Annotated in this window: 19 protein-coding genes; 7 read left to right on the forward strand and 12 right to left on the reverse strand. The window is 47.5% G+C overall.

The window, feature by feature from the left end; all coding sequences use genetic code 11:
- Positions 1-7: 7 nt before the first annotated feature.
- Complete coding sequence (gene mngA, locus AC6R1O_RS01430) at positions 8-1,936, reverse strand: PTS 2-O-a-mannosyl-D-glycerate transporter subunit IIABC (protein WP_500637213.1); 1,929 nt, start codon at positions 1,934-1,936, stop codon at positions 8-10.
- A 263-nt stretch (positions 1,937-2,199) separates the two neighbouring features.
- Here mngA and AC6R1O_RS01435 point away from each other — a divergent pair, with 263 nt between their 5' ends.
- Both AC6R1O_RS01435 and AC6R1O_RS01440 read left to right on the forward strand, forming a co-directional pair.
- A complete protein-coding gene (locus tag AC6R1O_RS01435; protein ID WP_487902768.1) occupies positions 2,200-2,919 on the forward strand; it encodes a GntR family transcriptional regulator in 720 nt (239 codons plus the stop codon).
- Positions 2,920-2,994: 75 nt separating this feature from the next.
- Positions 2,995-3,246 (forward strand): TIGR03643 family protein, encoded by a 252-nt coding sequence (locus AC6R1O_RS01440; RefSeq protein WP_500630900.1) that lies wholly within the window; start codon positions 2,995-2,997, stop codon positions 3,244-3,246.
- Between the two features lie 102 nt (positions 3,247-3,348).
- On the opposite strand, the gene AC6R1O_RS01445 is transcribed toward AC6R1O_RS01440, so the two are convergent.
- From AC6R1O_RS01445 to AC6R1O_RS01460, 4 genes are all read right to left on the reverse strand, one after another.
- Positions 3,349-3,840: a VOC family protein gene (locus AC6R1O_RS01445; RefSeq protein ID WP_334553242.1), complete on the reverse strand. Its 492-nt coding sequence runs from the start codon at positions 3,838-3,840 to the stop codon at positions 3,349-3,351.
- A gap of 221 nt (positions 3,841-4,061) precedes the next feature.
- Positions 4,062-5,642, reverse strand: a complete 1,581-nt coding sequence (locus AC6R1O_RS01450; protein WP_500656379.1) for a hydantoinase/oxoprolinase N-terminal domain-containing protein — start codon at positions 5,640-5,642, stop codon at positions 4,062-4,064.
- Between the two features lie 4 nt (positions 5,643-5,646).
- The gene (locus AC6R1O_RS01455; RefSeq protein ID WP_500656380.1) at positions 5,647-6,774 is read right to left on the reverse strand and encodes an S-methyl thiohydantoin desulfurase family protein; all 1,128 of its coding nucleotides are present in this window, start codon (positions 6,772-6,774) and stop codon (positions 5,647-5,649) included.
- Positions 6,775-6,803: 29 nt separating this feature from the next.
- Positions 6,804-8,150 (reverse strand): purine-cytosine permease family protein, encoded by a 1,347-nt coding sequence (locus AC6R1O_RS01460; protein ID WP_500630903.1) that lies wholly within the window; start codon positions 8,148-8,150, stop codon positions 6,804-6,806.
- Between the two features lie 101 nt (positions 8,151-8,251).
- Here AC6R1O_RS01460 and AC6R1O_RS01465 point away from each other — a divergent pair, with 101 nt between their 5' ends.
- Together AC6R1O_RS01465 and AC6R1O_RS01470 are read left to right on the forward strand one after the other, a co-directional pair.
- Positions 8,252-9,178 carry a LysR family transcriptional regulator gene (locus AC6R1O_RS01465; protein WP_500630904.1) on the forward strand — a complete coding sequence of 309 codons (927 nt, stop codon included), beginning with the start codon at positions 8,252-8,254 and terminating at the stop codon, positions 9,176-9,178.
- 214 nt (positions 9,179-9,392) lie between these two features.
- Positions 9,393-9,758: a winged helix-turn-helix transcriptional regulator gene (locus AC6R1O_RS01470; protein WP_334553241.1), complete on the forward strand. Its 366-nt coding sequence runs from the start codon at positions 9,393-9,395 to the stop codon at positions 9,756-9,758.
- Positions 9,759-9,860: 102 nt separating this feature from the next.
- Here AC6R1O_RS01470 and AC6R1O_RS01475 read toward each other — a convergent pair whose 3' ends face one another.
- The 3 genes from AC6R1O_RS01475 to AC6R1O_RS01485 all read right to left on the reverse strand — a co-directional run bounded on the left by AC6R1O_RS01475 (position 9,861) and on the right by AC6R1O_RS01485 (position 11,770).
- Positions 9,861-10,400, reverse strand: a complete 540-nt coding sequence (locus AC6R1O_RS01475; RefSeq protein WP_500637216.1) for a peroxiredoxin family protein — start codon at positions 10,398-10,400, stop codon at positions 9,861-9,863.
- Positions 10,401-10,487: 87 nt separating this feature from the next.
- Positions 10,488-11,144, reverse strand: a complete 657-nt coding sequence (locus tag AC6R1O_RS01480; protein ID WP_500633407.1) for a DsbA family oxidoreductase — start codon at positions 11,142-11,144, stop codon at positions 10,488-10,490.
- Positions 11,145-11,185: 41 nt separating this feature from the next.
- Positions 11,186-11,770, reverse strand: a complete 585-nt coding sequence (locus AC6R1O_RS01485; RefSeq protein ID WP_500656381.1) for an NAD(P)H-dependent oxidoreductase — start codon at positions 11,768-11,770, stop codon at positions 11,186-11,188.
- A 650-nt stretch (positions 11,771-12,420) separates the two neighbouring features.
- Between AC6R1O_RS01485 and AC6R1O_RS01490 the strand changes: the two genes are divergently transcribed.
- From AC6R1O_RS01490 to AC6R1O_RS01500, 3 genes are all read left to right on the forward strand, one after another.
- Positions 12,421-12,759, forward strand: a complete 339-nt coding sequence (locus AC6R1O_RS01490) for a hypothetical protein (protein ID WP_500656382.1) — start codon at positions 12,421-12,423, stop codon at positions 12,757-12,759.
- A gap of 396 nt (positions 12,760-13,155) precedes the next feature.
- Positions 13,156-13,413, forward strand: a complete 258-nt coding sequence (locus AC6R1O_RS01495; protein ID WP_005448240.1) for a type II toxin-antitoxin system Phd/YefM family antitoxin — start codon at positions 13,156-13,158, stop codon at positions 13,411-13,413.
- Positions 13,401-13,703, forward strand: a complete 303-nt coding sequence (locus AC6R1O_RS01500; protein ID WP_086495638.1) for a type II toxin-antitoxin system RelE/ParE family toxin — start codon at positions 13,401-13,403, stop codon at positions 13,701-13,703. Before AC6R1O_RS01495 ends, AC6R1O_RS01500 begins: the two co-directional genes overlap by 13 nt.
- Before the next feature lie 182 nt (positions 13,704-13,885).
- Here AC6R1O_RS01500 and AC6R1O_RS01505 read toward each other — a convergent pair whose 3' ends face one another.
- The 4 genes from AC6R1O_RS01505 to AC6R1O_RS01520 form a co-directional block, all read right to left on the reverse strand.
- Positions 13,886-14,224, reverse strand: coding sequence for a cytosolic protein (locus tag AC6R1O_RS01505; RefSeq protein WP_500633404.1), 339 nt, complete (start codon positions 14,222-14,224; stop codon positions 13,886-13,888).
- Between the two features lie 165 nt (positions 14,225-14,389).
- Positions 14,390-15,244, reverse strand: coding sequence for a DMT family transporter (locus tag AC6R1O_RS01510; RefSeq protein ID WP_500633403.1), 855 nt, complete (start codon positions 15,242-15,244; stop codon positions 14,390-14,392).
- 120 nt (positions 15,245-15,364) lie between these two features.
- Positions 15,365-17,122, reverse strand: coding sequence for a bifunctional lysophospholipid acyltransferase family protein/GNAT family N-acetyltransferase (locus AC6R1O_RS01515; protein ID WP_500656383.1), 1,758 nt, complete (start codon positions 17,120-17,122; stop codon positions 15,365-15,367).
- A 49-nt stretch (positions 17,123-17,171) separates the two neighbouring features.
- On the reverse strand, positions 17,172-17,534 hold a 363-nt coding region (locus AC6R1O_RS01520; protein WP_500656384.1), incomplete at its 5' end, for a YHS domain-containing (seleno)protein.

A 17,534-nucleotide genomic window follows, 5' to 3' on the forward strand; every position in this document is an offset into this window, starting at 1 on the left:
GTGCGGCTTACTGAGCGACCTGGGCTTCAAATTTGCCCTTTTTTACCGCATGTGCTCGCCACATAAGTAGAGTGATAGTCGAGATGGCTGTACCAATGAGCGCTGCGCCCAACCAGATAGCCGCGGCGGTAAAGCCACCTAATCCCGAATCATGAAGTAAGAAGAGAGAGAAGATACCCGCTCCTGGGGTGGAGAGGCCGATCCCCGCCGCGCCAATCATCGCGCCTGTCACCACTGAGCCCAGTAAGAAGGAGCCAATCACTCGGATAGGATCTTCGATCGCCATAGGAATGGCGCCTTCCGTGATGCCAGCAAGGCCAAGCAGCCAAGTGGATTTGCCCGTTTCTATTTCAAAGTCCTTAAATAGACGAGGAGCAAGAAGCGTAGACGCTGTAACAGTGAACGCCGATACCATTTTGACCGAGCCAAAGATAGCGTATGGGCCATAAACACCATTTGCCATCGCGCCTAGACAGAATGCATAAGCGGCTTTGTTGACCGGCCCGCCCAAGTCAAAGGAGACAAAGCAACCAATGACCGCGCCAAGCAGCAACGCATTAGTACCGGATAAACCGTTCAACCAATCTGTGAGCCCTTGGTTTAACCATGCGACTGGCTTACCAATCACAAACAACATCAAAGAACCCGCAACGAGCGTACCGATGACAGGGTAGAGATAAAAGGTCAAAAAGCCTTTAAATGAAGGGCTGAGACGAATGTTCTCTTTCACCCAGCGCATCACGTAACCTGCAATCAAACCGCCAACGACGCCGCCCAGAAAGCCTGAGCCAATCAAGTTCGCGGCAATACCCGCTGCAAAACCGGGACCGAGAGCGGGTTTATCCGCCAATGAGTAAGCCGTATACGCCGCTAAAACAGGCACCATAAGTGTCCCTAGTAGGCCACCGCCCAACTTGCGGTACATCCAAAGCCAAGAATCTTGGGTGGCGTATAAGTCTTGCAAGTCAAAAATTTGCGCGATAAGAACAGCGACAGCAAGGACCGTACCGCCAGCCACAATCAGAGGTACCGCGTAAGAAATACCAGAGAGCAGCGCTTGTTTGAGCTCAGTTTTCAGTGGTAGTTTTTTTGGTTTATCGTCGGTCGCGATAGTGCGCTCAGCCCCGATACCTTTTTTACCTGCTTCGACAGCCTGTTGCAAAATACGCTCAGAATGCTTGATAGGCTCTGCCACGGGAACTTCAACACGCGGAATACCGTTGAAACGCTCGATTTCTTTAATGGCGACTTCAGCAGCAAACACGACAGCCGTGGCTTTGTTGAGTTGCTCTGCGGTGAGCCTATCTTCAATGCCATTTGCGCCTTGCTTCTCGACATGTACGTGATAGCCCAACTTCTTACCCGTTTTCTCAAGGTATTCTGCTGCCATGTATGTATGCGCGATGCCCGCAGGACAGGCAGTGACGCAGACAATTGTCGGCGCATTTGTATCTAAGTTGTCTTGTTTTTTAGGTGTCTCTTGCTCGTTACTGAGTAGCGTGAGAATTTGTTCTACTGTTGTCGCATTAAGGACCGCTTCACGTGTGTCATCATCGACCAATGTGGTCGTCAGCTCAGTGAGCAAATGCATGTGCGTCGACCCAGCTTCTGCATTAGGAATCGCGATAAGGAAGATCAGATTCACCTCTTCTTCTTCATCTAATCCTTGCCACTTGAGATCCTGTTTTAAGGTCGCGACGGCAAACGCCGCCTCTTTGACCGCATCCGTCTTGCCATGAGGTACAGCTAAGCCTTCGCCAAGCGCCGTTGGGCCTTGTTCCTCGCGTACAAACACCGCTTTGAGAAACTCGTCTTTATCATGCAGCTTGCCTTGTTGGTTTAGTTGTTCAGCAAGCGCTTTTATCGCTTCATCACGACTGTTAAACGTCGTTTGTAGGTTGATCAGCGATGGGTTGGTAAGAGATGTCAAATTCATAACTTTTGTCCCATTGTCTCATTCGTGTATTGTTGTCTGTTCAACAATGAGCCCAATAATACATCTTAAATACAAATGATCCATGATCGAGATCTCATTTGCGTCAATATATGTATTAATGTTGTATTATCAGCAAAGGAATAACTTACAAACAACCACTTGTCATATTGCACTAAATTCGTATGATACCTCTAAAATATAGCGTATTTGGGACTCAGTACAGCAGGTGTTGTCTCAAAGGGTGAGTAGCAAACGAGGTCCACATGGCAAGACTGCCAATGTATCGACAAATCGCAGATGCGATACGAGAAAAGATCCGCTCGGGAGAGTACAAAGTCGGTCAAGCTCTTCCAACTGAAGCACAGCTGAGAGAAGCCTTTTCCGTCAGCCGCGTGACGGTTCGACAAGCGTTAAAACTGCTGGTCGAAAATGAAGAGCTGGAGAGCATTCAAGGCAGTGGCACCTACGTCAAAGAGAACAAAGTTAACTACGACATCTACCAACAGAGTAGCTTTGCAGAGAAGTGGGCGCATTTAGATGGGGTCACTCACAGTGATGTGTTGTCTTTTGAAATTCAAGCCGCATCGCTGACGATGGCTGAACACCTCGACATCAAAGAAGGAGAGCGTATTTTTTATATCAAGCGCGTTCGCTTTCTTGACAACAACCCCATTACCGTCGAAGAGACCTGGATGCCTACCGCCATGTTCCCTGATCTGACCTACCAAGTGATGCAAGGGTCAAAATACGACTATATTGAAAAGCAGAAAGGATTGGTCATTGATCGCAGCGAACAAGAGATCATTCCCGTTTTACCTCCGCAAGATATTGCCGAACTACTGGGCATAAACCCAGCCGACCCCATCATAGAAAAGCGCACACGAGGCTACCTGCTTGGTGATGTCGTGTTTGAGTACAGCCGAAACTACTTTAAGTCGAGTGACTACAAATTTACCTTAGTCGCCAAACGCCATAAAGGTTAAAGCGTTTCACTCGCCAGACTTGAACCAAGGTCCATCTCAACGCGTAAAAGGTCAAAAAACCTCTGCGAGTGATTAATGAATCTATCTCAAGAAATGCAATCCCGAGTCATCGAAATGGCTTGGGAAGACCGAACCCCGTTTGAGGCCATTGAGTGGCAATTTGGTCTCAATGAATCCGCTGTTATTCAGTTGATGCGTCTCCACCTCAAACCACGCAGTTTTAAGCTTTGGAGAGCAAGAGTCAGCGGACGGGCAACCAAACACCTCCAACGCCGAGATCCACGCGTTTTACGGGCCTATTGTCCCACGCAATACAAGCTGCGGTAGCCCTAGCGATACAGACAGCACCAAACTCGTATAGATAAAAAAATACCCACTAGAGCAAATCTCTAGTGGGTACGAACATCATCGCTTTAGCAAGTCAACGCATTACTCGTAATCAGACGCGTAAGTGTCTTCATAAGAGTGCGAGTAGAACTCAAATAAGTTACCAAACGGGTCTTCTAGGTACACCATTTGCGCTTGCTTAGAATCATCTTCAGGATGGTAACGGTGAATATCCATGCGCACTTTACCGCCAAACTCTTCTACGCGCTTGATCGCTGGTTCAAATTGCTCTTTAGGGAGTTGAAGACAGAAGTGGAAGATACCTAGGCGAGAGAAATCAACCTTGTGGCGCTCTTCACGGTCAACCATTTCAAACAGCTCAACACCGATCCCATCGGTTGTCACTAAGTGAGCAATGTTAAACCCTTTAAAGCCTTCACCAAAGACAGCAATACACATACGACCGATCGCAGATTCGCGCTCTTCGATCACTTTGGTGTTGTTCATCACAATGCGAAGACCGAGTGCTTTCGTGTAGAACTCGACCGCTTTGTCCATATCACCCACCATGATACCAACGTGGTTCATTTTCATAACTTTCTCCAAAAACTGATTTATTTGTTGCGTGTTTTGTTTCGATAGAGAGAAGTATAAGGACGACCAAACAAAATGAAAAATTATCGATAGTTATAAAAATAATAACGAAAATTTATTATTTGTAGCCAGCAACCTAAAAAAGTAACCCGATGAGTGAGAGATGCTACGTGTATGAGCAAGTCGCATCATAATTTAGAGACCGTTCTATCGAGCCCTGACTAGTTCATCTTAATATGCCCAGCCGCTTTGATTTTTACGTGAACCATATTGCCCTGCAGATAACTCAGTGGAATTTCACTGCGCTCGATAATGGAGACATTCTCCCCACATGCACCCGCTTCAATCGCTAACTGCTTTGCCTGCTCTTCTAGTGTTAGCAACACTTCTTCACGCAAAGTGGGTTCAATCGGTACTATTTTATCGAATTGCCCGGAAATCTCCCCAAGAGCAACCCCAATCGCATTAGCAACTTCAAAATGTTCTGGACGAACCACTTGGCTTACCCCTTCGAGATGGTCTGGGAAAAGCGCACTGCCCCCCCCGACCATAATCACAGGCACACTGGCAGCAGAGGTTTTCATCTTGTCGATACCCTCTTCCACATCAAGCACCATTTGTTGGTAAACCGCCTTTGCTTGCTGCTGAGTAATGCCGATGTTATCTGTCAAAGGATGAGCAGCTTGCCACTGCATGTTGCCTGTCTTTAGCGCGACATCCGTTAACGTCAGCTTATCACCGCCAAAGCTGCGCGCCGCGGAAGTCAAGGTGTGGCCAACACTTTCAGGTCCCAGAACGATATGTTCTTGATCAATGGCGACCTTGGTTCCGCCACCAATCGCTAATGCCAGAATATCGGGCATTCGGAAGTTGGTACGCACTTCTCCGATTTCGACGGCTAGACTAGACTCACGAGGGTATCCGTGGGTAAGCACGCCAATATCGGATGTTGTACCACCCACATCAACCACAATGGCATCTTTGAGTTTAGTAAGATGACTCGCGCCACGAATAGAGTTGGTTGGGCCACAAGCGACGGTTAAGATTGGGTACAACAATGCGAACTGCTGTGACATTAGTGTGCCATCGTTCTGACCAAAGTAAGGCGTTGTTTGAATACCGTGATTGACTAGAGCACTGCAAAATCCGTCAACAAAGCGCTTGGCTGTGCCTTGAAGCGCTGCATTCAAGATTGTTGCATTCTCACGCTCGAGTAAGCCTAAGCTTCCAACCTTGTGAGACAGTGAGATATTCACACCCGGAAGCTCTTCAGCCACCCACACAGCAGCTCTCAACTCTTGATCACCATTCACCGGAGAGAACACACCACAGATGGCAATCGAGTCAACCTGATCTTTCATCTTTCGGCAGACATCGCGGATCTGCTGCTCTTGTATCTCAGCGATGAGTTGACCATCGTATTCATATCCACCGTGCGTTTGATAGAAGTGTTCACCAAGTAATCTCTGCCATGATTGGCTCCAACCACACAATGGCGGAACGCTATCACCACTAGGTAAAGAGAGGCGGATCATACCCACTCGGTCGAGTCCTTTTTTCTCAACAATCGCATTGGTGCATTGCGTTGTGCCAAGCATCGCATGCTTGACATGCGAGCCATCAATGTTCACCTGCTCCAATAGCTTTGATATTGCATTATCAATCCCGGTTGAAATATCATGAGTGGTGGCGGTTTTGATCTTGGCAATCACGTTGAGATCGGCATCGAGCAGCACACCATCGGTGTTCGTGCCGCCAACATCAATACCCAGACGGCAGTAATCTAATCTATTGTTTATCATCCCATTACTCCCCTCTAAGCGCCGATTTCAATTGTTCGATAGGCTGATAATCCACGGTATAACCAAAGTAGTTTGGTCCTGCTACTTCAATCCCTTTCGCTGTGCGCCACTTCGGATCACAAGGGTAAGCGATTAAGTCGATGCGCTGACCATATCGCAGTTGTTCCGTAGTGATGGGCTTGCCTGTTTCATGGTCAAGGATCGAGATAAGGTCAGGAGTTGATGCCAACAATTTCTCTTGTGACATATCCGCCCTACTGCGTCCTTTATGGGCGAGTAGAAGCTCATTCTGGAACTGGACAAAGACTAAATCCACCCCCGAGTCTTCAAACTGAGCAAGTTTCTCGATCACCACCCCACCCGTGGCAAAGCCACCATCGGTTTGGCGCTGAATATCAACGATCTTGCCGCTAATCAGGATATGACCACCGACAATATCCAACACCGCTTGAGTGCCGCTTTGGTTGCGCTCATTGGCTTGGCGTATTGATTCACCAATTTTCATCGCTTTGCTCAGCGTCGCTGGCAAAGCACTGCGCTTGAGGGTTTTCCCCTCCATTGGGTAATCACACATGGCTGCAGAGCCGCCCATTTGCTCGGTAATTGGGCGAGCAAACTTTTCAGACCAAATTCCATCAACCGGATAGAGCGCGACCACGTTGCCTCGCTCGTCAGCTAAGGTATTGGGTGCCGATGGCAAGCCATCAAGAAAGAACGTGACCATTTGTGCTTCAGGGAAAGCGCGTCCCATCGCATCACAATCAATGACAGGGATGTTCTTTTGTGCTGCCACCAAGATAGGAATGAGTGAGTTGAAGCCGCCCACTTCAATCGGGAATGTCGCTGCTATTTCGGTTTCAAGCGCCTTCTCCATCGCCTCATACGCCATAAGCATTTGATCTTTAGAGTTCAGCTTTTCAACTGCCACCGTCGGTGCTCCAATCATGGACGAAGGAACGGTCATCCAATCGTCCTGCACGTCATCCAAAGCGATTAATTGCACAGGTTGCTTTGCATTCGCAATCGCCACCTTGGCCATCAACGCGCCGCTGTATGGGTCACCACCACCTCCGGTGCCAAGTACGGTGGCACCCAGAGCGATATCGTCAATCATCTGTTCAGTAATAATCACTACAACTTTCCTTATTACTTAATATCCATTCACTTAGGAAGATTTTGCTGCTTGAATAACTTCATCAGAGCAAGATAGAACACGCCTGAAGCAACAATGCCATCCAGTGCTGAAATGCTGGTCAACGAGAATAGGTCAAAGAACTCTGGGGCCGTACAAGCACTAAATACAGTACCAAACACCCAAGATGCCAAACCTTTAAGCATCCAGTCCGGCACTTGTTGAATGTTCTCAAAGCTCATTTTGTTCGAATCAAGCACATAGTACTGTGCGATATAAACGCCCGCTGCGGGTGCGATAGTGACACTCAATAGCATCAAGAACTCAGTGAACTTGTCCACCATGCCTAATTGGGCAATAGCGATACCCGCGACCGTCATCAAAATCACTAGTATGGGACGTGGCACATTTGGCAATACCATCGACATACATAGGCCGCCAGACGTGAGGTTGCTACTGTTGGTCGTCCATTGAGCGAATACCAACACGATGATGGCAGCCATTCCCAAGCCTAGGCTAAAGAAGACTTCAACTAGGTCATCAGTACCGGTCATTTTAGTCAAAATAAGAGCGATAAGGATGATGGCACTGTTGCCAACGAGAAAACCAATACCTGCACCTAAGATCGCATCTTTACGGGTCTTCGCGTAACGAGCAATATCTGGCGCGGCGACGGCAGCTAGGATCCAGATGGACATCACAAACGAGATTGCTTGCCCCATCGTTAGGGGGTCGGTGATTGAAGGGGCGCTACCACCTTTGTAATCCGCCGCCATGAACAAGCCAAGAGTAATGAGGGTGACCATGAGAGGCACAGAGTAAGTACTGAGCTTACCCAGAGCACGGACACCATAGATTGCCGTCGCCATCATCAGAATACTGCCACCAATCAGCGCAGATAGATGAGACACCACAATCTCATAGTTTGCCAGAGCATCAACGAGGATGAATGCAAAGAAGTCTGCTTGGAACGCAAACCAACCGACCAGCGAGATACCGTTGATAAACCCAAGAATCTTACCACCATTACGACCAAAAACGGCGCTACTCACTAAAGGCGTAGACACACCAGATTGAAAGCCGATATTAGCGCACAGCATCGCAATCACCGCGAGCAGGCCAGAGCCGACAAAGGTTGCAATAAGGGCATCTTCAAAACCAATACCACTACTGAGGATAGAGCCCAAGAAAAGCCCAGAAATATCGATACCAATCGCTAACCAAATGAGGCTTATCACCCACCAAGACCGCTTGGCTTTTTCTGGCACTGGCTCTAACTCGAAGTCATCGATTGCCTTGTGAGTCTGAGTTTTTTGGCCTGGCTCTGTCGTCTCTTCTTCTATGTATGTTTCTTTACTCATGCTGCATCCTTGCATTGTTATTCCATTAGCCTGAATAAATCATACTGGTGTATTTTTTATTATTAAATGAATATAATAAAGTTTAAACATAACAAAAAACAAATGTATTAATTAAAATGAGTTCAAACAATAAGTTAGATAAGCGTGACCTACGAAGATTAGAGCTTTTTTGTGAAATTGTTGAGCAAGGAGGCATCAACCAAGCGGTTGCAAGTACAGGACTTAGTCAACCCGTACTAAGCAATCAGCTTATTGCATTAGAAAAGAGTCTAGATTTAACACTATGCCAACGTGGAAGAAAGGGGTTCGAACTGACTCACGAGGGCGAGAAAGTCTATAAATATGCAAATCAGATAAAATCTACCCTTATTGACTTTGCTTATAAATTACGAGGTGTGAAAACTGAACTCTCGGGGCACGTCCGTATTGGCTGCTTAGACAACACTGTTACACTCCCCAATAACCCACTACCTAAAGCAGTTGAGTCATTTTATCAGCGCAGCGATAGCGTCGAAGTGAGCATTGAAGTCGGTGATTTCACTCAACTCAACGAAAAACTCGGCAAAAACCAAATTGATATCATGGTCGTGGTACTGGGGACACATCAAAAGCCTGCCTTCAAGCATAGTTACCCATTGTTTGATGAACGAAGCTACCTCTACGCACGCCGCGATCTAGCCGATAAAATCATGGACCGAGATTTTTCCCTTGATGGCTGTCGTATCAATATGGGCGGCTACGCCAAGGACGAAATGTTAGAACTCCTCAACGTCGAGCAATATGCCTCAGTTAAGCCCTACGATGGTTGGCATGTAGAGTCTAGCGTGCTTCTCACCCTGGCTGGCACCCATTTGAGCTTTCTGCCTTCTCACTTGATTGATCGTGGCCATTACGACCAATCTTTAGTTCCATTGCAACCAGAAAAATGGTTTCTAACTAGCCAGTTCTATGCCGTGATGAAGCAGCCACTTGATTCACTTTCTCCCGTGGCGCAAGCTTTCTTTGAGGAACTGTACAAGTTTACCGATGATCTCTCGGGTTGATTTCATTCATACCAATAACTTTCATGTCAGTGGTTACCGCTCGTCATGCACAAGGTTACTAAAAGTATACTGATTGCATTCAATCTCTAGGTAACTAATATATACCGGAATAGACTTGCAATTAGGTGCCCACTCGAACACCTATTCGAAGTGGGTCTTCTATCACTATGAGTGACGTTTTTATTATCATTGCTGATAAATGACGCGGGGCTGTATGAAAGCAAAAGTTGAAGTTGACCCAAAAGGGCGTAAGAGCGTTGTTGATGCCTGTTCCGAACCTTGTGCGATCGAAAAAGGTATGAGGATTTTGGGCTCCAAATGGAAAGGCTCCATCATCTACCATCTCAAAGATGGCCCAGTGAGGTTTAATGATCTGTCCAGAATGTTGGGCGGCGCTAGCAAGAAGATGGTCGATCAGCGTCTAAAAGAGCTAGAAAGTGAAAACATGGTAATACGTCGTGTGCTCAATGAAAAACCCCTGGCAGTCAGCTACGAACTTACTGAGTTTGGCCGCAGTGCGTTATCGATTCTTGATGAATTGAGAAAATGGTCTGAAAGCAACAATGTGCAACTCAAATAATGAATGTTCCGCTGAAATAGCGTGCGTAACCTTCATCGCTTCCCTCTATAACGTAACAAGGCAACCAAAACGGTTGCCTTGTTGTATCTCTAACCTAGCGGCTCAGTAGTCTAGCGTGCCACGAATAGGGTAGTGGTTGTCTGGATTGCGAATCCATGCCAAACCTCGAGTCAGTGCTCCAAGTTCTGGCCTGACAAACGGGTTATTGGATAGATCAACCACGTGTAGGTTGCCGTGTTCATTGACAACAAACACCCCCGGCTCTGCAAAGTTATGGTCGGTTTCAGCTTCGGAGCGTGGTAGCGATATGTAAAGCCCTAATGTCTTCATTTGTTGCTCAGTAAGACCGTAGGCGATTGGGAAACTGATATCGAGCTTGTCTAGGTGTTGCTCCAATTGTTGCTTCGAGTCAGCAGAGACAGCCAGAATATCAACGCCCGCCTCACTAAAGGCTTGTTTATAGGTCTCAATTTCATTCAGATACTTAGTGCAAAGTGGGCAATGTTTACCACGATAGACAAACACCGCTTGCCATGTTGCATCACCTTGAGGCTGGCCTAGCTTGACTGTGGTTCCATCCAGCTTTGTTGCCTCAAATGTAGGAAAAGCGTCACCCGCTTTGAGTTTTTGTGAGTAAGTCATCTCGGCTCCTGGGATTGAAGTCATTACTAACTAGAAAAAACGATAAGATACTAATAGACCAGTTGCAACCAGTATACTTTTAGTAACCTAGCTTTGATTCGTCTGAGCCATTAACTCAGTTAAGATCTGTTTGTAACCTTCCACTGGATGCGCACCAGACACCGCATGTTCTCTGTTGAAAATCACCGTTGGCACACTCGATATGCCCAGTTCTTGCCATTGTTTCTCAGTACTGCGGATTGAGTTACGTCGCTGAACATCATCTAGCCAGCGCATCCCTTCTTCAGGATCTAGGCCTACAGTGATGAGCTCTTGCTTGAGAATCTCACGGTCAGAGACATCTTTCTGTTCACTGAAAAATGCGCTAAATAAACGTAATTTTAGCTCAGTCTGCTTGCCTAAGCTCTTGGCGTAATCGAGTAAAAGGTGTGCATCAAACGTATTTACCATCTTCATGTCATCAAAGTAGTTAAACTTGAAGCCATGTTCAGCGCCAATGCTGGCGATACGAAGGCGCGCGTTGTGACTTTCCTCTGCGGTACTGCCATATTTACGAGCAACGTGATCTCGAAGGTTTTCACCGTCAGCAGGCATATCCGGGTTCAACTCAAAAGGCTGCCACTCGATCTCGATGCGATCTTCAATGCCGAGTTGTTTGATCGCCGCTGTTAAATGGTTGTATCCGATGATGCACCACGGACAGACAACATCACTAACAATGTCGAGCTTAATTGTATTATTCATATGGGTCCCTTACTTAAAGCACTGTGCTCAGAACAATCTTCTCAAAAGTGTGCGTCTAAGTGCGCTTCAAAGCGAGCAAAATCGTTCTCAATGTCGGCGTTTTTCATCACGTCGTAGCAAGCAAAGGTTGGCAGTGCAGACATACCAAAGAAGCGGAAGTTTGCGTGCATGTGGAACATCAAATCATCGACACTACGACCTTGGAATAGGTACTCAGTATCATCATTAAATGACTCTTCTGGTGCATTGAATGTGAAAGAGAGCATGTATTTTGTATTGGTACGAGTGCCGCCTGTTCCATAATTTTTCTTTGGCTCTTCCGGCGTTCTACCATCAAAAGCACACAGCGCACCGCCCATTCCCGCCGTGAAGACATCATCCATGTATTTTTTGAAAGACCACGGAATCGTCATCCAGTTGACAGGCGATTGGAGTATTACTCGGTCTGCCCACTCAAAGTTCGCCAGTTGTTCATCCACTACGATGTCATCTTGCATTGTGACAACGCGAACGTCATGACCCTTTGATTCTAACTGGGTGCGAGCTTTCTCTACTAAAGCCGCATTGAGTTTGCCTTCAGAAAATGGAGATGGCTCGTGTGCGTTAATGATTAGAACGTGACTCATGATATTAACCCTTCAATAATTGGCTGTATGACAAAGCGAGCAATAATGTCGCTGTGTTGCGGTTTATTATGGTTACCTACATTGCGAGTGCAATTAGTTAACTTTTAGTAACCACCCTGAAGGTTGATAAAAATTACATTAACCCAATGTTTAATATAACTTTAATTTTTTGCATTGGAGCAGATACATGAAGGGAAAGGCGAGTCTAGGTTACCAAAAGTAGACTAGTTGAATTCTTGGTCAGGTTGCCGCGGGTTTAGCGTCGGGAGATGCAATCACTGCTAAAACAGAGAATAGAAAGAAATGAGTAGTCTGTTATCTTGCGACTAGACATCTCCTGCTGAACATTATTCATGGGCTGTAACTGTGAAATTTTTCGTAGCTCATTGTTGCCTCGCTCCTTCTCAGGACCTGCGAACAGAATATCTGATCAGCACACCAATAGGCCAAGTCAATCTAATCCGTATTTTGATCTCTTATACTACGAAATTTTCCGTAGCTCGCCCCCAAAATTACACGTCGATTCACACAACAGGCTGATATCAGTTGAGTTTCATAACAAATGGCAGAAAAATATACGGAATTCAAAGGCTGAAAAAGTCCGTCTATAAAGCGTTAGCTGACACCTACATAATTGAGATAGGAGTATTATGAAAGAGGATTTGAGAATATATGCCAAAGGCTTGGCATTTACTGGAGGTAGTTTTAGCCTACGCTCTCTCGATGTACTTATTTCAAATTATCGAAACATTCTATATCAACTCATAGCTGTTAGTTTAGGAAAGTCTAAAGCGGATAGACATATACGTGAACAAATTGACTATCAAGTAGAAATTAAAGAAGGTTCTATTGAGCTGTTGGTTGATTTCGTTATGAACAACAAGGCGCTTTTTGCGCCTCTTGCCGACGACGGTGGCTATCAACTATCCAATACAATTGTTTCATTGTACAAAGACGCTATTGCGTTAAGGGATGCTGTTGCAACCTGAATGATGGTTCGATCTTAATTGGTGACCCGAAGATTTTACTAGCTGCGCAAACGACCAAATCTGCCGTTGATAATGTCATAAAATCTATAGATGGCTCAAATGTAGAATATGTCGACTTTGGTTCGGGTGTAAATGATCTTCGATTACATGAAAAAATAAGAACTTACTAGGTCGTCGCAAAGAGGAAATACCCACGACACTCAATATTATCGGTCGATTGGATATGATTTCCGTGACAAAGAAATTGGTTTCCATATCGTCGACTGTTCGCAGTTGCAAATTGACTCAAACGTTTAAGTTAATCAGCTAACAAGTTACTCAAGTGGCCGTCATGGAGCTTGCTATACTCAAAGTGATAGAATAGTATCACTTTTGTATTCCTTTGGAGCAGCTCTCATGAAAGTAGAACTAGTTACATCACTCAAGCGTCAAGCAACTAAGATCCTCGCAGATCTCCACGACACAAAAGAACCAGTGTTAATTACTGAACATGGTAAGCCATCCGCGTATTTAGTTGATGTTGATGATTACGAGTTTATGCAAAATCGTTTGGCTATTCTGGAGGGTATTGCGCGAGGTGAGCGCGCACTAGCTGACGGCAAAGTGGTGAGTCATGATGAAGCCAAGGACAAAATGTCAAAATGGCTGAAATAATCTGGACTGAGCCAGCGTTATCTGACCTCAATGATATCGCTGAATACATAGCACTTGAAAATGTCGTAGCGGCAAAGCAGTTAGTACAAACGATTTTCTCTAAAGTCGAACGCCTAGAAACTTTCCCTGAATCAGGTCGTATTCCGCCAGAATTAGAACATTTAAGTTATCGTGAAGTTGTCGTTAATCCATGTCGTGTTTTCTATAAACAGGACAGTGACAAAGTCTATATTCTGTTTGTTATGCGTGCTGAGCGAGATTTGCGTAAGTTCCTGTTGAGTAAGCAATAACCTTTGGGGGTGAGCGCCATACAAGTGTTTAAGGCTACAAGATACTTTTCCTCATCTGACCTGATAGCTTTGGGCAGATGAGCTAAGAAGGTGTTGTCCAAATACGCGTTAACCCAATACAACCCGGCATTGAGATAACCGCAGTGATGGAAAGTCAGTGATTTCAGTGCCCTGATCAAGGCTCAATCTATCCGAGTAATAAACGTCTGCTCGTCTTCCACAAACGCGACAAAGCCGCCGTGATAGATAAACACTCGGCCACGTCCCTCTACGAGACAAGCGAGCTGTGGGTTCAGATCTTCTTGGTTGCCTTGGCTTTGAAAAGTCCCCGTGTCGGTGATAACGCCACTGAGCCTAGGCAAATAACCGTACGTGCGCTTAGCTTGATCAATCAAACTCAATTCGCTTGCGGTAGAAAAGCAACGGGGTATCGCACCTGCGTCTTCAATAAATAACGTTTTAAACTCTTCAAAAGCGGTAATCACCAGCCAGTCGATACCGTTTACATGATGGATGAACATAGTGTTTCTCGTTGATTTTGACGCGGGGATCTTATCACTATCAGGGGCAGCACCTCTATACATAGGTGTTCTTGTTTCAGGTGGAGCGTACGCTTGACTCGGATGACATGGCTTTCGAACCAAGAAGAGTCGAACATCGACATCTGCAAATAGTCTTCACCGCTTTCACTCCGCCTTCGCCACAAAAATCACCGCAATCCCGCCAAGCACCAAAGCCGAAGCCAATACAGCACTAAAGGTGATGGTCTCACCAAGCCCAATAGAACCGGCGAGAAAGGCGATCACCGGAACGGCGAGTTGTGCGATGGAGGCCTTGAGCACGGTGATCTGCTTGAGCACTTGATACCAAAGGATATAACCCAATCCTGAGGCGGCGATACCCGAGGCAAGCGCCCACATCACGCCCGAAGAGGTTAGGGTGACATCCATAAGCAGCGCGGGGCTGGCGAGCAGTGCGAGGAGGCTGGCGAGAATAAATCCGTGGGTAATCGCAACGGATGCGACACCGCTTTTTTTGCCAAGCACGGTAAACATCGCCCATGCAACGCCAGAGGCCAACATCAAACTCGCTGCGCCAAGGCTCGGTGATTGCGCGGAGGGCAGCATCAGAACCACAAAACCCGTCACCGAGGCCAAAATACCGACTTTCTCCAGCTTAGTCAGCGCATTGCCTGAGACTACGTGATAGGCAATTAACGTCATTTGCACCATACCAAACAGCAGTAGCGCGCCCGTCCCTGTGCTGAGTTCGGTATAGGCGTACGAGAAACACACCGCATACACAAACAGAGCGATAGCAGACCACCAACTGAGCGGCGAACGGAGAAAACCGAGCGACGCCTTACCGTGAAAGTGACCGCGCATAAACAGTAAAAGGGCTAAAGTGACCGCACCGGAGAAGAGACGCAGCAAGGTGAAGCTGCCCGGGTCAATCGCGCCGCTTGCCAATGCAAGACGACAAAAGAAGGAGTTGGCGGCAAAGGCGATAAGCGCCAAGCACAAGGTCATCATGTGGGGCATAATGCGAGAAAATCCAATCTAAGAGGGTATGAGCGTCCGTTACGTGAAGCGCCAGTATACCCCAGCACTTAGCGTGCGCGAGCCAATAAGCCCGCGCGGTTTAGTCGAATCGTTTATGACTCATGCCTTTCGGTTATGGTGGCTTAAATACGCCTGCGCGCACTCTCTGCCCATATATTTGCCCAAAGTTCTGGCGGGTAATGACGTCAGTTCAACCACAATCAAACCATCTAAAGCAAAATGAAAAGTAGGGTCAACATTGAAGCAGACCAGTTTGCCATTTAGCCCCAGATATTGCCGCAACAGGACCGGCAACCCTACCCCACGCTCTAAGCGCTGCAACACTTTCGACAATAATGGCAGTTCGGCCAATGAACTGAGCATGTCGGGTCGCCAGAAGGTGTTGCCGCTCTCTTTCAGTGGCGTGGTGGGTCGAACCAGTTTCGCCTTGTCTTGATCGTAATGATGCACCGTCATCACCGATGCGATGAGCTGGCGCGCCACCGGGCTGTAATCGTTGCTAATGCTGACAGGTCCAAACAAATGAGTATAGCGAGGGTGGCGCGCCACAAACACCGCAATCCCTTTCCAAAGGAGCAGCAAGGAGTGCAGATTTTTTTGGTATTGCTCGGCGACCACTGAGCGGCCAAGTTCGATGGATTGCCCCAACTGGCTAACAAACGCGTGATCGTACTCGAACAGGCTGCGAGAATAGAGCGCCTCAATGCCGCCTTGCGCGGTGAGCTCATCCACCAAACCGAGTCGATAAGCGCCCACCAACGCGCGATCGCCGCGATGCCACACAAAGAGTTGATGGTATTTGGGGTCGAAATCATCGACATCACAGCCGCGTCCTGAGCCTTCACCGACGGCGCGAAAACTCTCCTCTCGTACTCGCCCGATCTCTTGCATCATGCGCGGCATCCTCGCGGTGGGCACGCAGTAGACCACAAACTCGCCCTGTTCGAGCAGTTGAAAGTCGCTGAGCGTCGCCATCTCTTGCTCGAGTTCTGCTACTGCAATGGGGGCGATGATCGGCTGCTGGGCACTTTCAGGAGATCGCCGAGTTGCTGTATTCTCCTCTCGACTGCCCATCAAATAGGTGTTCAGCCGCAGATAGTGGGTCAGTTGCTGATCATCATCGAAATGTTGCAGTTCAGAAAACGGGATCGGCGCTCCGACTGAAACAGAAATCGTCTGCCCGGATTTATTGAGCAGCTCACGCCCAAGCATGGCCGTTCTCAATAGCGGATGCACACGACCGGCTTGATAGAACCATTTGCTGTTCATGCCTTGAATAAAAATAGGTACGGTTGTCGCCTCGGCATGGCGGACAAACTTCGCCACCGACTGGCTCCACGCTTTATCGGTGATTTGCTTCGCATCGGCTTGCCATGCCGACACTTCTCCCGCAGGAAAGAGAATCAGCACTCCGCCCTCTTTTAAGTGCTGATTGGCCTCAGCAATCGCGCGCCGATTGGTGGTTCTTGCCCGCTCACCGCCGAACACATCCACGCCGATGAACAGTGAATCGAGCTCTGGTATCCGCTTAAGCAACTCATTGGCCAGCACTTTGACATCTTTGCGTACTTGCGCCACCAGCGAGGCTAAAATAATGCCCTCAATACCGCCAAATGGATGATTCGCGACAATCACCACAGGGCCTTCCTGTGGAATGGACGACACACTGCCGTGATCAACTGAATACTGAGTGCCGATTCTCGCCAGCGCTTCATGCATAAACTCAAAACTGTCTTGTGGCAGCGCCGCTTGTTGATACAAGGCATCCAACTGCGACAAACCGGTCGCCCATTCAAGCGCTCTTTCGCCAACACCGAACGGGGTTTTACGTGGTAAACGAAATGGACTGGCGTACATAATCACATCCTCTTGATGAACAAACGTGGCGCGTCAACTCGCCGCTGGTCTATTGAGCAATCAAACCTGGCCAGTTTTGGTCGGCTTGTTGAATGTGCAGAGTGCGCGCGCTGTCCCATCGCCCTTTGATGTCCGCGTTGTAATTGAGGTACAACTTGCCGTCGACAATCGCCCACTGCTCAGGATCGGAAGGGGCAAAGTCGCTCTTCTCAGACACCGCCCAAGCACAGTAGCCACCATACTGCGGAGCGTACTTTTCCGGCTCTGCTTCAAACATCGCTAAGTGCTCAGCGGATGAGAACAGCCATTGCGCGCCTTGGTATTCGGTTGTCCATTGGCTGTCACCTTTGACCGCTTGGCCTTGAGTGAAATACGCCACGGTATCGTAACCGCTGACCGCCTTATTACTAAA

Source organism: Vibrio sp. R11-SG3-ISO3-SZ (assembly GCF_059834345.1).

What these genes read in the sequence shown, in the direction of transcription:
- AC6R1O_RS01500 (WP_086495638.1), top strand. Translation starts at nt 13,401, where the DNA reads ATGGCTGAAATAATCTGGACTGAGCCAGCGTTATCTGACCTCAATGAT.
- AC6R1O_RS01460 (WP_500630903.1), bottom strand. Translation starts at nt 8,150, where the DNA reads ATGCAAGGATGCAGCATGAGTAAAGAAACATACATAGAAGAAGAGACG.
- mngA (WP_500637213.1), bottom strand. Translation starts at nt 1,936, where the DNA reads ATGAATTTGACATCTCTTACCAACCCATCGCTGATCAACCTACAAACG.
- AC6R1O_RS01475 (WP_500637216.1), bottom strand. Translation starts at nt 10,400, where the DNA reads ATGACTTACTCACAAAAACTCAAAGCGGGTGACGCTTTTCCTACATTT.
- AC6R1O_RS01465 (WP_500630904.1), top strand. Translation starts at nt 8,252, where the DNA reads ATGAGTTCAAACAATAAGTTAGATAAGCGTGACCTACGAAGATTAGAG.
- AC6R1O_RS01450 (WP_500656379.1), bottom strand. Translation starts at nt 5,642, where the DNA reads ATGATAAACAATAGATTAGATTACTGCCGTCTGGGTATTGATGTTGGC.
- AC6R1O_RS01510 (WP_500633403.1), bottom strand. Translation starts at nt 15,244, where the DNA reads ATGCCCCACATGATGACCTTGTGCTTGGCGCTTATCGCCTTTGCCGCC.
- AC6R1O_RS01480 (WP_500633407.1), bottom strand. Translation starts at nt 11,144, where the DNA reads ATGAATAATACAATTAAGCTCGACATTGTTAGTGATGTTGTCTGTCCG.
- AC6R1O_RS01440 (WP_500630900.1), top strand. Translation starts at nt 2,995, where the DNA reads ATGAATCTATCTCAAGAAATGCAATCCCGAGTCATCGAAATGGCTTGG.
- AC6R1O_RS01515 (WP_500656383.1), bottom strand. Translation starts at nt 17,122, where the DNA reads ATGTACGCCAGTCCATTTCGTTTACCACGTAAAACCCCGTTCGGTGTT.
- AC6R1O_RS01490 (WP_500656382.1), top strand. Translation starts at nt 12,421, where the DNA reads ATGAAAGAGGATTTGAGAATATATGCCAAAGGCTTGGCATTTACTGGA.
- AC6R1O_RS01485 (WP_500656381.1), bottom strand. Translation starts at nt 11,770, where the DNA reads ATGAGTCACGTTCTAATCATTAACGCACACGAGCCATCTCCATTTTCT.
- AC6R1O_RS01505 (WP_500633404.1), bottom strand. Translation starts at nt 14,224, where the DNA reads ATGTTCATCCATCATGTAAACGGTATCGACTGGCTGGTGATTACCGCT.
- AC6R1O_RS01470 (WP_334553241.1), top strand. Translation starts at nt 9,393, where the DNA reads ATGAAAGCAAAAGTTGAAGTTGACCCAAAAGGGCGTAAGAGCGTTGTT.
- AC6R1O_RS01435 (WP_487902768.1), top strand. Translation starts at nt 2,200, where the DNA reads ATGGCAAGACTGCCAATGTATCGACAAATCGCAGATGCGATACGAGAA.
- AC6R1O_RS01445 (WP_334553242.1), bottom strand. Translation starts at nt 3,840, where the DNA reads ATGAAAATGAACCACGTTGGTATCATGGTGGGTGATATGGACAAAGCG.
- AC6R1O_RS01495 (WP_005448240.1), top strand. Translation starts at nt 13,156, where the DNA reads ATGAAAGTAGAACTAGTTACATCACTCAAGCGTCAAGCAACTAAGATC.